The organism is uncultured Alsobacter sp., from assembly GCF_945952055.1.
Classification (GTDB): Bacteria; Pseudomonadota; Alphaproteobacteria; order Rhizobiales; family Beijerinckiaceae; genus Alsobacter.
In genome coordinates this window covers 23,872-40,051 of sequence record NZ_CAMFHB010000040.1, presented here as the reverse complement: position 1 = coordinate 40,051, position 16,180 = coordinate 23,872, and the positions used below count along the sequence as shown (strand labels likewise).

Here is a 16,180-nt window from a genome sequence, read left to right as displayed (position 1 = left end):
GCATGCTGTCGCGGACGCTGGCCTACGTCGCGGCCCTGCGTCTGACCCCGCGCGTGCGGACGCATGAGCACGGACGGCGACTGCTCGCCGCCCGCATCATCCACGTGACGCTGCGCGGCTCGACCCTTTGCGTGTGGCTGGACCCCGGTCCCGTTCCCGAGCCGCTCACGCTGGCCAGCGACGACGAACTCCTGGTCAGGAACGCGCTCGCACGGGGGGCGGTGAAGCAGGTCGATCTCGTCGATGGCACCGGCGCCACCCCGTCTCCCTGGCTTCTCGAGATCCTCACCGGATCGCCCGCCATGGGGGCAAGGTGGCTCTTCGATCGGGTCGCCCGGAGCGAGAACGAGCCGTCCCACACGTCGCCGGCGAAGGACGGCGTGGACGCCGATCCGTGGAGCGCGTCACTGGACCTGCTCGCCAGGACAACCGAGCATATCGATCTCCTGGACCTGATCTGCCGAGGCGCGGTCAGGCGGTCGGGTGGCTCGGTCACCCTTCCCGAACCCTTCGCGGAAGACGTGAACGTACCGCCGCTGGTGGCCGCAAGGCCGAGGTCGCGGTCCGCTCTCTTCATTCACAACAGCTACTACCACTTCAACGTACTCTCGGCCGGTCTGGTCGAGAGAGGATGGGACGCCACGACGGTATCGATAGAGGCGCCCGACAGTCCGCAACAACAGCTGTATCACGGGCAGGATGTCTCCCTGTACAATCCCGATCCGGTCGAGATGAAGCGGCGAACGAGGGCGTTCTTTTCGACCATCCCGGAGCGGTTCGAGGCCGTTCATTTCTACGGCCTGTCCTCGCTCTTCCTCGACAACGTGTTCGAATACCGCAATCCGGATCGCTTGCCCTGGGACTTCCTGGAACTGCGACGGCATAGGGTCCTGATCGGTTTCATGCCGAGCGGCTGTCTCGACGGCGGTCTGCAATCATCGATCAGGGATCTGTCCGACAATGTCTGCGGGCGTTGCGTGTGGGAACTGCGCCCCGACGTCTGCAACGATTCCAAGAACGGCGTCTGGAACCGGTATCTGAGCCCCCTGTGCGACTGGGTCGGGCTCGAGGGTGACTACGCGACACCCGAGCGCGTCGGCCGCAACACCGTCTGCGGGCCCGTCGCCTCGGCCCTCGACCCGATCCGCTGGAGCCCGGACCTGGCCGTCCCGGCTGGCCGCCGCATCGAGCGCCAGCCCGGCGAGGTCCTCGTCTATCACGGCGTCGCCAACTATGGACTGCGCCGGGCCGAAGGACGCGACATCAAGGGCTCGGGGGCCGTCTTCGCCGCCGTCGAGCGGCTGCAGAACGAAGGGCTTCCCGTTCGCCTGATCTTCGCCAGCGACATCCCCAGCACCGAGGTCCGCTACGTGCAGGTCCAGGCGGACATCGTGCTCGACCAGCTGAACTACGGACGCTACGGAGCGACCGCGAGAGAGGCGATGATGCTCGGAAAGCCGACGATCTGCCGTCTGACCCCGCGGCAGGCCGATGGCGTGGAGCCCCTGCGGGCCCTCATCGACGCGCCGATCGTCACGGCGACCGAGGGCACGGTTCACGACGTCCTGAGGGGCCTGGTGATCGATCCGCAGGCTCGTGCGGAACTGGGCCGGCGGTCGCGCGACTTTGCCATCGCCTGGCACGGTCGCGACGCGTGCGCGGCCCGCTACGAGGCCGTGATCGACAGGTTGCATCGCGGCCTCCCCGCCGACGATGATTCACTCTACCCAGCAGGTTCAGCTGTTTCTGCCACCGTCAGAGAAGGTCAGCTCCAATGACGTCGCCTTTTCTTCCCATCGCCAAGCCCGTCATGGGCGAAGAAGAGCTCGATGCCGTTCGGCAGGTGCTGGAATCGGGATGGCTGACGCAAGGCCCCTGGGTCAAGCGCCTGGAGAAGGAGTTCGCCGCCCGCCACGGGGTCAAGCACGCCTTGGCCGTGACCTCGTGCACCACGGCGCTTCACCTCGCGCTCGTCGCGCTCGGGATCGGTCCGGGCGACGAGGTCATCGTGCCGTCCCTGACATGGGTCGCGACGGCCAACGTGGTCGTTCAGTGCGGCGCCAAGCCCGTCCTCGTCGACATCCGCCCCGACACGTACAACATCGATCCGGACTCCGTTGCCAGGGCGCTGACGCCCCGCACCAAGGCCGTCATGGCCGTCCATCTGTTCGGCCTCATGGCGGACATGCAGGGGCTCCGGGACGTCCTGCCCCGCCACGTCGCGATCGTGGAGGATGCCGCCTGCGCCGCCGGCTCCGACATCGCAGGCCGACCTGCGGGTGGTCACGGCAGCATCGGCTGCTTCTCCCTGCACCCGCGCAAGTCGGTGACCTGCGGAGAGGGCGGCGTGCTGACCACCGACGACGATGACCTCGCGCAGGCCATGGACACGTACAGAAACCATGGTGCGAGCCTCTCGGAAGAAGTCCGGCATCGGGGCCCGCGCCCCTACGAGCTTCCGGACTTCAAGGTTTTCGGGTTCAACTACCGGATGACCGACATCCAGGCTGCGGTCGCCACCCTGCAGGTCGCCAAGCTGGACCGGTTCATCGCAGAGCGGCGAACCCTGGCCGACACCTACGACCAGGCGTTGCAGCGCCTGTCCTGGATCGCGGCGCCCGTGCGGCCGGAGGGCTACGGCCATGCGCTGCAGGCCTATGTCGCGATGGTCGATGAAACCCGCTCGCCCGTCAGCCGCAACGAGATCCTGTCGCGCCTGCACGCGGCGGGCATCGGGGCGCGGCCGGGAACGCATTCGATCGCCGGCCTCGACGTCTACAGGCGGACATTCGGGACAGACCCCGCCGACGTTCCGGTTTCGACCGCCGTGGAGCAGCGCAGCATCGCGCTCCCGCTTCACAACCACATGACGGCCGCCGACATCGAACGCGTGGTCGGCGTCCTGAGCGCGCTGGCGTGACGCTGCCGGGTCAGCCGCAGTAGATCTGGATCACCTCGATGTGCGGCATCGCCGGCCTTTTCCACAGCGACGGGCAACCCGTGTCTCCCGACATCCTGGCGAGGATGCGCGACGCGCTCGCCCACCGGGGCCCCGATGGAGAAGGCCTCTTCGCCGACGGGCATGTCGGCCTGTGCCACCGGCGCTTGTCGATCATCGACCTTCGCAGCATCGCCAACCAGCCGATGCAGTCGAGCGACGGGCGTTGGACATTGGTGTTCAACGGCGAGATCTACAATCATCTGGAACTTCGCCGAGAGCTGGAAGGGGCTGGCTGGGCCTTCCGCACCCGTTCGGACACGGAAGTGCTTCTTGCCGCCTGCGCGCTCTGGGGCGTCCGCGAGGCCGCGCTTCGGCTCAACGGGATGGCCGCGTTCGCCTTGTGGGACGCATCGACGAAGACGCTGTTCCTGGTGCGCGATCGGTTTGGCGTGAAGCCCCTCTATGTCTGGCGCGACGGCCACCGGCTGGCCTTTGCATCCGAGATCAAGGCCTTCATTGCCCATCCCGACTTCCGGGTGCGCGTCAACAAGTCGGCGCTGCGGGAGTATTTCACGTTCCAGAACATGTTCCGCTCGCATACCATGTTCGACGGCGTGATGCAGGTGCCGGCCGGCGCGATCGTCGTCGTTACACAGTCCGGGCAGCGCCAGGACAAGTATTGGGACTTCGACTTTTCGCGACCGGAGCCGATCGACGAAAACGAGGCCGTCGAAGAACTGGAACGGCTGCTTGGGGCTGCCGTCCGGCGGCAGCTCATCTCGGACGTTCCCGTCGGAGCGTATCTCTCCGGCGGGCTGGATTCCGGGGCGATCGTGTCCCTGGCAGCGCCCTCCGTCCCCCGCATGCAGACGTTCACGGCCGGTTTCGAGATGAGCCGCGTCCACGGCATCGAGGCGACATTCGACGAGCGGCGGGCAGCCGAGATGGTCGCCTGCGCCAACGGCACCGAGCATTACGAACAGGTCATCAACGCAGGCGATATCCGATGGGCCATGCCCCGCGTCGTCTGGCACCTTGAAGACCTTCGCCTGGGGATGAGCTACCCCAACTATTACATCGCCCGATTGGCGTCCAAATTCGTGAAGGTGTGTCTCTCCGGTGCGGGAGGAGACGAACTTTTCGGCGGGTATCCCTGGCGTTACTACAGGATCTTCCGCTCGCTCGACCGTGCCGATTTCCTGAAGAACTATTTCCAGTTCTGGCAGAGGCTGACCACGTCCACGGACCGGGCGGACATGTTCAGGGATGGTTCGGACGACGAGGAGGAGATGTTCGGCGTCTTCACCTCGGTCTTCGCCGATGCGGACGCGATGCCCTTCTCCTCGCCGGAGGATCACATCGGAGCCTCGTTGTATTTCGAATGCAAGACGTTCCTCTCCGGCCTGCTGCTGGTCGGCGACAAGCTGTCCATGGCCAGCGGCCTCGAGGAGCGGTTCCCGTTCCTCGACAACGAACTCGTCGATTTCGCCATGCGCCTTCCCGTCGGCCACAAGCTGTCCGACCTCGGGCGGATGCTGGCGATCGATGAAGACGCCGTGAAGAAGAAGGTGATTGCGGAAGAGGCGTTCGACTCGGGCAAGAGCTGCCTTCGTCGTGCGTTGATCGACGTGGTCCCCGAGGAAGTACGCTATCGCAAGAAGCAGGGCTTTTCTTCGCCCGAGGCATCGTGGCTGAGGGGAGAGAACGCCGATTACGTCAGGGACATGTTGCTCGGACCCGATCTCGCGTCGGCAGACTACATCTCCGGGGATTTTTCGAGAAAGGTGGTCGCCGACCACATGTCGGGCGAAAAGAACAATCGCCTGCTGATCTGGTCGCTGCTCTCGTTCGAGCAGTGGTGCCGGACGTTCATCAACGGTGAACGGCCGGGAGGCGGGTTGTCGTCGTGATCACGCATTCCAGGCCCTGGGTGACGGACGCGGACGCCGGCCACGTGGCCGCGTGGGCGCTGTCGGGCCATCACCTCGGGGGCTTCGACGACGCCGCCCTGGCGGGCCTGCTGGCCCCTGGCGACACGCAATGTTTCCTGTTTCCAAGCGGCCGGATGGCGCTCAGGGCGGCGCTGGCTGCGCTGGCGTTGCCGGTCGGGGGAGAAGTCATCGTCCAGACCTACGTCTGCGACGCCGTTCTCTGGGCCATCGAGGCCTGCGGCCTTGTTCCCGCCCTCTGCGACCTCGACGACGGTTGGACATGTTCACCGGCGACGGTCGCCGCGGCCCTCTCGCCCCGCAGCGTGGCCATCGTCCTCGCTCCCCCTTTCGGCTTCGCGCAACCGGCCCTGGCGTTCAGGCAGTTCGGCCTCCCGGTCGTGTCCGATCGCTGCCAGTCGGCACCCCACCCGGACGCCTACGACACGGATGCGGACGCGACCGTGCTGTCGTTCCACCCGACGAAATATGTGAGCGGCGCGGGCGGCGGGGCGGTCCTGACCCACCGGGAGGACTGCCTCGGCGCTCTTCGGCACGACGAAGTGGCGCAGAGCCAGAGCGCGCCCTGGTCCAACCTGCAGAAAGCCCTGCTCTCCTGTCAGCTGGCGCGCTTGCACGCGTTCGAGGCGAGGCGCGACGTGATCTTCAGGGCGTTGCGCGACTCCCTGCGGCCGGCCCTCAGCGCGCGGATGGAGATGCACAGGTCCGTGGCGCCGGGCAGAATGTTCCGGTTCGTGGTCGAAGCCGACGAACCGTTCGGGGATCTCAGGGAGCGCTTCGCCGCCATGGGGGTCGCGGTGCGGCGGGGGGTGGACAGCCTGGCCCATGGGAGTCGCGGGCTTCCCGATGCGCTCTTTCCCGCCGCGATGGCGCGGTTCGACGCGACGCTGTCGCTTCCGTTCTACCCAGCCCTGTCCGACACGGACCTGGCGCGCGTCCTCAGCGCTTCGGAACAGCTGCTGTGAAGGCGACACTGACCTCCCTCGCCGACCTCGGCGTCGATCGGTACCGCGGATTTCTCGCGCGTTGTCCTGACGCCTTGATCTACGCGACGCCCGAGTGGCTGTCGTTTCTCGAACGGGTGACCGGAGCGCCGCCCGCTCGGATCATCGCGGTCGTCCAGGACGACGAACTGCTCGCGGCTTTGCCTTTGATGACGACGGAGTCGGACGGTCTGGTCGTGGCCAATGCCCTTCCTTACTTCGGCAGCCATGGTGACGCGCTGATACCGGACTGCCCCGATGCCGAAGAGCGGCTGTCCTGCCTCGCCGACGGCCTCGACGCGGCCTTCGCGGAACTGCATGTGGCGGCGTTCAACATCGTCGTCCACCCGACTGAACCAAAGCTGGCCAAGGTCGCCGAACGGATGCAGTGGAGGGCGTGGGACCAGAGGATCGGTCAGATTTCCGCGCTCGTTCCCGCGGCGACGGCAGCGGCCGCCATGGACGACGTCCTGCGATCCTGCCATCAGAAGACGAGGAATCTGGTCCGCAAGGGCATGAAGGCCGGGTTCACGCTTCGGCGGTCCCGCGGCGACGACGACTGGGACCTTCTGGCGACCCACCATCGCCTCGGGATGGAGAGGATCAACGGGCGGTTCAAGTCTCGTGACCAGTTCGAGGCGCTGCGGCAAACCTTCGAGCCGCACGGCATGTGTCGCCTCTATGTGGCGGAGCGGGGCGACGTGTTCGCCGGCGCGCTGCTGCTGTTGAAGCATCGCGAGTGGATCGAATACTTCACGCCGGTTGCGGTCGAGGCGTTTCGATCCGAGCAGGTGCTGTCCGCCCTCATCGCGCACGCCATGGCGGAGAGTGCCGCTGAGGGATCGTCACGCTGGAACTGGGGCGGGACCTGGTTGACCCAGGCCGGCGTCTACCATTTCAAGCAAGGATGGGGCGCAAAGGATCATCGCTATTCCTATCTTGGCAAGATCCGCGACACCGCCGTCGAGGACCTGACCCCGGACCAGGTGCGCGAGTTGTTCCCGTTCTTCTACGTCAAGCCCCTTCCAGCCCCGACGGTGAGCCCTTGAACCTCGTCTATTTCACGGGTGGGCCGAGAGAACGGGTCCTGGCCGGCGTACTGGCGGCAGGACATCGAGTCGAACGGATCTACGTCAACGATCCTGAACGGTGGCCCAAGCTCCTGAAAACCATCGACATGGCGCGGGATCTTGGAATCGACGTTCATGTGGTGAGCAGAAAGGCGGATCTGGCGGCTCTGCGAGGGGAGATTGCCGGCAAGGTCTGCCTGTCCGCCGGATTCAACTATATCTTCAGCCCGGACTTCATTGCGTCGGCGCGAGTCATCATCAACGTTCACGGTTCGCTTTTGCCGAAATATGCCGGCGCGCGAACGCTGTCGTGGGCGATCGTCGATGGGGAAACGGAAAGCGGCGTGACGGTTCACCGGGTCGATGCCGGCGTCGATACGGGGCCCGTGCTGCTGCAGAAGCGTTTCCCGCTGTCGCCGTTCGAGACGACCCGCAGCCTCGCTCGCAAGACGGGCGATCTGGAACCGTCGGTGGTGGTCGATGCGCTTCGCCGCTACGAGGAGGAGGGCGATGGGGCCTTCGAGCCGCAGGGTGGCGAGGCCCCGCCGCTTCGGCCCAATCGCATCCCGGCCCATTCGGAAATCGACCCCCGTCGGCCGCTGATCGATCTCTTCAACGATATCCGCGCATCCGATCCGGACAGTTATCCGGCCTATTTCTATCTTCACGGGCAGAAGGTCTGCGTTCGCGTTTGGCGCCCCGAAAAGCCCGAGGACGAAGCAGACCTCGTCTGATGGCAGCAATGAACCAGGCCATCGCCATCACGTGCCAGGGCGTCGCGAAGCGTTTCCCGCTCGTCGAGACGTCTCAGGGTTGGCGCGTCGCGCTGTCGCGAGGCCGCGGCCTTCCCACGTTCACCGCCCTGGACGGCGTCAGCTTCGACGTGCCCAAGGGCCGGTTCGTCGGTGTGATGGGGCGGAACGGGGCCGGAAAGTCCACGCTCTTGCGCGTCCTGGGCGGCGTGTATGCCCCCGATGCCGGCCACATCGACGTCTCCGGTGCCATGTCCGGCATCTACGAACTCGGGCTGGTCGGCAATCCGCTGCTGACCGGGCGGGAGTACGCCGAACGCCTCTTGACCATTCACGGGTTCTCGGGCGCGGACTTGCGCGACATGGTCACAGACATCCAGGAATTTTCCGAGCTCGGCAGCCGTATCGACGATGCCGTCCTGGGATATTCGGCCGGGATGAAGGCTCGCTTGTTCTTCGCGACGGCGACCGCCGGCCGTTACGACGTCTACTTGCTCGACGAGATCCTCTCCGTCGGTGATCAGCACTTTCAGGCCAAGTGCTGGCGGAGACTGCGCGACCGCCTGTCCCGGGGCGCTTCCGGCGTCCTCGTGACGCATGACTGGGCCGCCGTTCTGAGGATGTGCGAAACGGCCCACATCCTGGACAAGGGCCGGGTCGTCTATTCGGGCCCGGCGGAACAGGCCACGCGCCGCTATCTCTACGGCACGGACGCCCGGGAAAACTTCCAGGAGGGGGTCGCGCGCTGGGTCGAGCGGCCACCGACGCCGATCCTTGCCCGCGTCGGCCAGGACATCGCCGTGCGCATCGAGGCCGAAATCCTGCAACCCGCGCAGGTCGGTTGCGTCGTCGCGGTCGAACGTCTGCAGACGGGCTTCGGCTGGGAAACCTGCCTCTTGTCACGGTCCGTGAAGCCCGTTGGCACCGTTCCGGGGCGGTACGATGTCCAGGTCACCATTCCGGCATGCCCGCTCGAGCCTGGGCGATACCAGGTGAACCTTCATCTCGTGATGCCCCATCCGGAGCGGCCCACGTCCCGGATCGCGCTGGACGGCTGGTCGTGGTTCAACGGGGACGGGCTGGAGCTGCTGGTGGAGGGCGATCCGGCCCAGGCCTTCGCCATTCCGGTTCGATGGGACGTGTGCACGACAGAGGACGGGCTGCCGTGAGCACCGACGGTCAGGGCGCCGCGGTGGTCGTCCGCAATCTGACGAAGGAGTTCGAACTCGCGTCGGGCGGAACAGGCGTGCCGTCCCTCATGCGAATGCTGTCGCACAAGGCAGTTGCGACCCGCGGACGCAAGGTGGTTGCCCTCGACGATGTCGGGCTTTCGATCGGCGAGGGCGAACGGGTCGGGGTGATCGGTCGCAACGGAGCCGGCAAGACGACGCTCCTGTCGATCATCGCCGGGGTGTCCTCGCCGTCGTCCGGCAGCATCGCGATCACCGGCGACATCCATGCCGTCTTGACGATCGGATCGGTCCTTCGCGACGAGCTGTCCGGACGCGAGAACATCCGGCTCGATCGCGCCGTTCATGGCCTCACGGGCGAGGAGATCGATGCCAAGATCGACGAGATCGTGGCATTCTCGGAACTGGGAGACTTCATCGACCGCCCGGTCCGGACTTATTCGTCCGGAATGAAGGCGCGGCTCGCTTTCTCGATGGGAGCGTTCGTGTCGCCCGACATCCTGATCATCGACGAGACCCTGTCGGTGGGGGACGCGTTCTTCGCGGCGAAGGCATCGGCCCGCATGCGCGAGATCGCAGCGGAAGGGCGGATCGTCATCATGGTCTCCCACGGCCTCGCGAGCATCGTGAGCATGTGCACGCGGTGCATCTGGCTCGACGAGGGGCGGATCGTCATGGACGGCGACCCGGTGCTCGTCACCGCGGCGTACGAGAAGGCGGTGTCGGGGGCGGACGATGCCGATCTGGCCGCCAAGTTCGCCGTGGACGACAAGGCCGGGTTCGGCAGCCACCCGGACGCGCTGGAAAGTCTTCGGCTGGAACAGGATGGCGAGATGCTGTCGGCAAAGGCGAGAGCCTTCGTGCCGATGACCATCGTCCTGAAGGGCTCGATCCCGGCCGACGTCGCGGCCGACGAGATCGACCTCGTGCTGACGCTCAGGCGTGTCGATGGCCGGCTGATCACGTCCCGTCGCCTGTCCGACGAGGGAGCATCGCTGCGGGGCACCCGCGCCCTTCATGTCCGCATCGGCCTGGTGCCGATGATTCTTGGGGCGGACCTCTATCGTGTCGAAGTGGCGGTGCAACGCGGAAATGACGTCGTATCCAGGAAATCCCGGGTCTTCGAAGTGATCGACGAAGAGGGACAGTACGGAGGTCGTCCGCTGCTCTATCAATCCCCGGAGGTCTCCGTTTGGCCCGTCGAGACGACGCCATGATCTCCGGGGTTTCCTCTTTGGGGCAGGGAAACGGGGGCGCGCGCCGCGCCGCGATGTTGCCTGCGTGGACGGGAGCCGGATCCGCCTCGCCGAGGGCAGGGGCGACGCGGCGCAGCGCGATCGAAAGCCGCGTCATCCGACGTCGCACGGACTCGCGTCCAGATTGATGGGCAAGCAACGATGACAATGCCGGGCGGTTTCAACACCCGCGATCTGCGGATGTTGGTCAATCTGTTCAAGATGACCCTCAAGGATCGCTTCCTGGGGTCTGGATTGGGAATTCTCTGGGCTGTCTTCAGCCCGTTGATGCTCATGGGCATCTTCGTCTTCGTGTTTTCGTTCGTCTTTCCCGGACGGCTGCCGGGACGGGACGGGACTCAACCGTTCGTTCTGTGGCTCATCAGCGGATACGGGCCCTGGCTGGCACTGAGCGAGGGACTGTCGAATGCGACCGGGTCGGTCGTCTCGAATGGCGGGATCGTCAAGAACATCGCGTTCAAGTCGGAATTGCTGCCCATGGTGGGCGCAGCCCTCGGCGTCGTTCCGCTGCTGGTCTCCTTCGCGCTGATCCTCGTCCTCCAGGCGCTCGGCGGCACGCCCCCGAACCTCGCGTGGCTCAGCATCCCCTACATCGTCCTGATCCAATTCGTGTTCGTCTCGGGCTGCGGCCTGTTCCTGGCGTCCCTGAACGTGTTCGTGCGTGACGTCGCACTCGTGCTGCCGAACCTCCTGACCTTGATCCTGTTCGCTTCGCCGATCTTCTACCCCATTTCGGCGTACCCGGACGCGGTCGAGCCCTTTCTTGCGTTCAATCCGTTCTACGTGATCGCGGAAGGCTACCGGAAGCCGATGCTGGATGGGGTTCCCCTGGCTCCGGCGATGATGCTCTACATCTCCGTCCTGTCCGTCGGGATCTTCATGGCAGGGCTGTGGTGGTTTCGTCGCCTCCGGGTCTTCTTCGATGCAAGGTTGTAAGCTCTCGTGAAGACGATCGTCGCGATCCACCAGCCCAACTTCTTTCCTTGGCTGGGCTACTTCGACAAGATCAGGCAGGCCGACGTGTTCGTGTTCCTCGACGACGTCAGCTATCCGCGCTCTGGATCGGGCGGGATGGGCTCGTGGAGCAATCGCGTGAAGATCGCCGTCAACGGCGAGCCGCGCTGGATCACGTGCCCCGTCCGCCGGATGCCCCTGGGGACGGCCATACGCCTGGCGGAGATCGACGACAGCCAGGCATGGCGCGTCAAGTTCATCCGGACGCTGGAGGCGAACTACCGCCGTGAGCGCGGCTTTGCGAGCGCCATGGACCTCCTGGAACCCCTGGTCCGATCCGGTTCTCCGCAACTGTCGGAGTTCAACATCGCCGTGGTGCAGGCCATTGCCGCCCATCTCGGCGTGAAGGCGACATTCGTCCGACAGTCGGAGCTCGAGGTGTCCGGCCACGCGACCGAGCTGCTGATCTCGATCGTCAAGGCCGTCGGCGGAACCACCTACCTCTACGGTGGAGGGGCAGCCGGCTACCAGGACGACGCGCTGATCGAACGCAGTGGACTGGAACTGCGCGCCCAGTCCTTCGCGCCCGTCGCCTATGGCCCGCCTGAAACCTTCATTCCCGGGTTGTCCGTCATCGACTACCTGATGCGCGACGGCCGGAAGCTCGGGGCGTGAAATGCCACGGCGTGGATCCGAAGATGGAGAGGCGTCCGTGTATTCGCCCGTTCGAGTGATCAAGGCGCAGGGAGATCGACAGTGCAGAAGCTGATTTTTCTAGGCCAGAGACAAATTGCCTGGAACGCGCTGGTCGAAATCGCCAAGCCGGAGAACCGCGAGCACCTGCGGATCGTCGCTATGGTCAGCGACCATGCGACATGCGAGAGGTTCCGAGCGGAGTCGGACGGCGGCGAGATCGTGTTCGTTGAGAATGACAGGCGCAGGACTCAGGACATTCTGTCTGCAATCCGTAAGACCGGAGCAACTGGCCTTCTCTCAATACAGCACAATTGGATCTTGTCGGAAGACGTCTTAGCGGCAGTCGGTGGTTGGGCGTTCAACCTCCACAACGCACGGCTACCCCATTACCAGGGTTACAACAGTATTTCACACGCGATCATCAACGGTGACAGCGAGTTCGTATCCACCATCCATTGGATGACGGACAAGGTGGACGAAGGCGATCTCGCCTACGAGGAAGTGACGCCCATCGATGGCACCGATACGGCGCTCACGCTGCACCGGAAGACCATCGACGCAGCGGGGCGAGCCTTCGGCCGGTTCCTCAGCGACGTTCGGAACGCACGCCCCATTCCCCGCTACGCTCCTCCGGATGCGCCCCGACGGTTCTACGGCAAGAGCGATCTCCACGGGCTGCTGGACGTTTCCAGCGAAGCAGATCCGGCCAAACTCGACCGGCTGTCACGAGGCCTTTTCTATCCTCCTCATAATGCAGCCTACCGAATGGTTGGGGAGCGGAAGATCTACCAGATCCCCGAATCCGGTCTGGTCGATCTCGTGGATATCGGGCTGCGGTAATCCATCGGTTCAATCTGCGGGTTGCTCGAGAAAGTTGCCGGACCCTTGAGACAAAACTGAACGTGCGGCGCACGGGAGAAAAGAGTTGATCTACAACATAGTGTTCTTCGGCGATTCCATCTGCGTCGGCCAGGGCGTCTCCATCTACCGTGGCTGGGTTGTTCGGCTTGCAGAACAACTTGAAACGCACTTTACCGCGCATGGAAATCAGCTGCTCGTGACCAACGCCTCGGTGAATGGGCGGACGACGCGTCAGGCCTTGGAGGACATGCCCTACCACGTGCAAAGCCGTGGAGTAGATCTGATTCTGGTCCAATTTGGGCTCAACGACTGCAACTACTGGCTGACAGACCGAGGCAATCCCCGGGTCAGTCTTCCGGCTTTCAAAGCGAATCTCCATGAGATCGTGACTCGCGCAAAGACGTTCGGCGCCAAACGGATCTTGCTGAACACCAATCACCCGACGACTCGGGATAAAGAAATCATTCCGCATACGACAATAACGTACGAACAGAGCAACAGAGCCTACAACGAAGCTATCCGTGAACTGGCTGCCGAAATCGGCGAGGACGTCGTCTTGTTGGATGTCGAGCGCATGTTCTTGACGGCCGTCAGTGAAGGGGTGACGCTCCAGTCGCTGCTGCTCGATGATGGCCTGCATTTAAGTAATCTCGGGCACGACTATTATCTGAATTTTATTGCGCCCGAGGCGCACAAGGCGTGCCTCGAGATCATGAAGGCGTAGCGAGCTCATGGAACGCTTGGCTCCTCGACCGCCGGGCGAGACAGCGGCCGGCCTCTTTGCTCCCCGCGCCGCGGATGGCCGTTGCGAGAGGAACGGCAGCTGGAGAAAGCGCCATCGGGTCTCCCCTTCAGACCTGTCCCGAGTCTGCTGCACCCTTCGAAGGCCTGAACCATCATGCGCATCCTGATCCTTCACGGCATAGAGAATGTCGAGAGCGCACGGCGCACGTCGATCAACCATGCGTTTTTCCTTCCGAAGTACGCGCCCCAACACGACTACGTGTTTCAGGGCGTGAACCATCCCCTCGACCCATCGGTCGAGTTCGGCCGCTTCGATGTCATCCTCATCGACACGACGTATCTTTGTTGGCGTTGGGCCAAACCACGCGCGGACTCGTTTGATCGTATTCTCGATCGATTTGCGTTCGTCGCTCGAAGCAGCGCGGTGAAGATTGCCTTCCCGCAGGACGACTACGATCATTGTGCTTATCTGGACGATTGGCTGGCGGACTGGAAGATCGATATCATTGCCACGCCCTATTCGAGATTCAGCTATCTGTTGCTGCCGCGAGCATCGGCGCAAGCGGATGTCCACCTCTCGTTGACGGGGTATCTCGACGGCGCGGACGCAATGTTGGCGGACCGCGTGGCGAAGCCGTTCGGAGAACGCTCCATCGACGTCGGATATCGGGCCCGCAAGCTTCCGGCGTATTTTGGAAGTTTCGGGCAGCTGAAGGCGGACATCGCGTCCCGCTTTACCCAAGCAGCAGCCGGACGAGGGCTTGCACTCGACATATCGACAAGGGAAGCCGACAGCCTGAACGGCGATGCCTGGCTCGCATTCCTGGGCAACAGTCGCTTCACTCTGGGCACGCCGAGCGGGAGTTCTCTCGCCGATCCGGTCGGAGACATCCGGCGCAAGGTCAACGCCTTCATTGCCGAGCATCCCGGCGCAGCGTTCGAGGACGTCGCGGAGGCCTGTTTTCCGGGCCTCGACGGTGTCCACCAGTACGACACCGTGTCGCCGCGGATCTTCGAGTCGGCGTTGGCGGGAACGTGCCAGATCCTGTCTGAGGGAACCTACGTGCCCGGCATGAAACCGGGCGAACACTACATCCAACTCGACCGCGACTTCGGCAACTTCGAGGACGTTTGGGCCGAAATGGCGAACGAGGCGGAGAACGAGAGGCGGATACGGGCGACCCGCGCGCTGCTGCTGAGCGACGAGGGGCTGACGTATCGGGGCCTGGCGCGCAACGTCCTCGGCTGGATTTCCGACACGCTGGAACGACGGGGTGTCCCGTTCGACCGAGCGGCCGTGACCGCCGTGGCGAGCGACGATCCGGCAGAACGCCATGCCGGTGTGATCGAAGGCCTGCGCATCCCACGGACGACCGGCCCGGGAGACCGGACCGTGGCTCCTCCGCGCGCATGCCTCCTGTCGCTGTCCAAGATCCCGGATGACCCGCGCGTGAGGCGGCAGGGGGACGCACTCTTCCATGCGGGCTGGTCCGTGGCCGCTGTCGGTCAGCCCGGGGCGCGCTCCAAAAGGCCTGTCTGGCCGAGCTACGACGCGAGCCACCCGGCTCCGGTGGCCACGCCCGGTCTTCAGGCCGAGGTGGAAGCCGACAGCGCGTCGGTGGTCGAGCCGTCCGTGCCTGCAGCCACGCGCGGGATGAAGGTCAGGAAACTCGTCAAGACCGTTGCGCGACAGACGTTGCCGGCCCAGACCCACGAGTCTCTCCGGCAGGGTTATCGGGCCGGCAGACGTGTGGTCAGCTCCGCGCTTGCTCCGTATCACCGCCTGAAGAGCCGTGCCGGGCTGGCCTTGCGCATTCAGCGCACGAGGGTCTCGACCCAGACTGCGCTCGACATGTATTGGTCCTGGACGTCCATCCAGGAGCTTTATCAGTCGAGCAAGGGCATCGAGGCCGATCTTTGGGTTGCAAATGACTGGCTGATGCTGCCGCTGGCCGCGCGGTTGGCGGAGGAGCGCGGCGGGGTGTTCGTGTACGACACCCACGAGTTTGCCGTGAACGAGTACATGGAGCGCCTCAAGTGGCGGCTTTTCAATCGCCCCGTCGTCAAGGCGATCGAGTCGGCCTATATCGGCCGGGCCAAGGTGGTTTCGACGGTCTCCGATGGCATCGCCGACGGGTTGCAGCGGGTCTACCGCCTGCCTTCGCGCCCCATGCTCATTCGAAACACGCCACTCTATCAGTCGGTGCAGCCGTCACCCGAGACGGAGAAGATCCGGGTCCTTTACCACGGGATCGTCGCTCCCGTTCGCGGGCTCGAACCGATGATCCGATCGGTCAAGCATTGGCGGCCGGAGTTCGCCGTGACCATTCGCGGCCCCGGGAACGACGATTATCTGGAGGGGCTGCGCCGCCTGATCGAACGTGAGGGCGTTGCCGACCGGGTCACTCTGGCCCCGCCGGTGCCGATGACCGCCCTCGTGCAGGAAGCGGCGGCGTTCGATGTCGGGTTCTTCTGCATGCCGAGGCTGTCCAAGCAGCATGAATACGTGCTGCCCAACAAGCTCTTCGAATACATCATGGCAGGGCTGGCGGTGTGCGTGAGCGACCTGCCGGAGATGAGCCGCATCGTCAACGCGACCGGCGCGGGTGTCCTGCTGCCGAACGCCGACGAGGTCGGTATCGCCAGGGTCGTCAACGGTCTCACCCGGGACTCGATCCGGGCCTACAAGGCGCGCTCGCTCGACGTCGCGCGCGAACTGTGCTGGGAGCAGGAGGCCAAGGCCCTGCTCTCCGCCTATGCCGGTGCCATCGGGAGAGCCTGAAC

The 16,180-nt window shown here is 64.7% G+C and carries 13 protein-coding genes; all 13 read left to right on the top strand.

From position 1 onward, the window contains the following. Positions 1 to 2 precede the first annotated feature (2 nt). Positions 3 to 1,778, top strand: coding sequence for a hypothetical protein (locus Q0Q47_RS23580; RefSeq protein WP_293865720.1), 1,776 nt, complete (start codon positions 3 to 5; stop codon positions 1,776 to 1,778). After that, complete coding sequence (locus Q0Q47_RS23575; RefSeq protein WP_293865718.1) at positions 1,775 to 2,920, top strand: DegT/DnrJ/EryC1/StrS aminotransferase family protein; 1,146 nt, start codon at positions 1,775 to 1,777, stop codon at positions 2,918 to 2,920. Before Q0Q47_RS23580 ends, Q0Q47_RS23575 begins: the two co-directional genes overlap by 4 nt. Before the next feature lie 38 nt (positions 2,921 to 2,958). Then, a complete protein-coding gene (gene asnB / locus Q0Q47_RS23570; RefSeq protein ID WP_293865716.1) occupies positions 2,959 to 4,851 on the top strand; it encodes an asparagine synthase (glutamine-hydrolyzing) in 1,893 nt (630 codons plus the stop codon). Further along, positions 4,848 to 5,855 (top strand): DegT/DnrJ/EryC1/StrS family aminotransferase, encoded by a 1,008-nt coding sequence (locus tag Q0Q47_RS23565; RefSeq protein ID WP_293865714.1) that lies wholly within the window; start codon positions 4,848 to 4,850, stop codon positions 5,853 to 5,855. The genes asnB and Q0Q47_RS23565 overlap by 4 nt, the downstream gene beginning before the upstream one ends. Beyond that, on the top strand, positions 5,852 to 6,922 hold the full coding sequence (locus Q0Q47_RS23560; RefSeq protein ID WP_293865712.1) for a GNAT family N-acetyltransferase: 1,071 nt from the start codon (positions 5,852 to 5,854) through the stop codon (positions 6,920 to 6,922). Before Q0Q47_RS23565 ends, Q0Q47_RS23560 begins: the two co-directional genes overlap by 4 nt. After that, entirely contained in the window at positions 6,919 to 7,677 is a 759-nt protein-coding gene (locus Q0Q47_RS23555) for a formyltransferase family protein (protein WP_293865709.1), read from the top strand. Before Q0Q47_RS23560 ends, Q0Q47_RS23555 begins: the two co-directional genes overlap by 4 nt. Then, complete coding sequence (locus Q0Q47_RS23550) at positions 7,677 to 8,864, top strand: polysaccharide ABC transporter ATP-binding protein (protein WP_367278299.1); 1,188 nt, start codon at positions 7,677 to 7,679, stop codon at positions 8,862 to 8,864. The genes Q0Q47_RS23555 and Q0Q47_RS23550 overlap by 1 nt, the downstream gene beginning before the upstream one ends. Then, the gene (locus Q0Q47_RS23545) at positions 8,861 to 10,102 is read left to right on the top strand and encodes an ABC transporter ATP-binding protein (protein WP_293865706.1); all 1,242 of its coding nucleotides are present in this window, start codon (positions 8,861 to 8,863) and stop codon (positions 10,100 to 10,102) included. The genes Q0Q47_RS23550 and Q0Q47_RS23545 overlap by 4 nt, the downstream gene beginning before the upstream one ends. A 219-nt stretch (positions 10,103 to 10,321) precedes the next feature. Next, positions 10,322 to 11,077, top strand: a complete 756-nt coding sequence (locus Q0Q47_RS23540; protein WP_293865703.1) for an ABC transporter permease — start codon at positions 10,322 to 10,324, stop codon at positions 11,075 to 11,077. A gap of 6 nt (positions 11,078 to 11,083) precedes the next feature. Continuing rightward, a complete protein-coding gene (locus tag Q0Q47_RS23535) occupies positions 11,084 to 11,770 on the top strand; it encodes a WbqC family protein (protein WP_293865700.1) in 687 nt (228 codons plus the stop codon). Between the two features lie 81 nt (positions 11,771 to 11,851). Continuing rightward, positions 11,852 to 12,631 (top strand): formyltransferase family protein, encoded by a 780-nt coding sequence (locus tag Q0Q47_RS23530; protein ID WP_293865697.1) that lies wholly within the window; start codon positions 11,852 to 11,854, stop codon positions 12,629 to 12,631. Positions 12,632 to 12,716: 85 nt separating this feature from the next. Beyond that, on the top strand, positions 12,717 to 13,376 hold the full coding sequence (locus Q0Q47_RS23525) for an SGNH/GDSL hydrolase family protein (RefSeq protein WP_293865693.1): 660 nt from the start codon (positions 12,717 to 12,719) through the stop codon (positions 13,374 to 13,376). A gap of 174 nt (positions 13,377 to 13,550) precedes the next feature. Continuing rightward, positions 13,551 to 16,178 (top strand): glycosyltransferase, encoded by a 2,628-nt coding sequence (locus tag Q0Q47_RS23520; RefSeq protein ID WP_293865690.1) that lies wholly within the window; start codon positions 13,551 to 13,553, stop codon positions 16,176 to 16,178. The last annotated feature ends 2 nt before the right edge of the window (positions 16,179 to 16,180 follow it).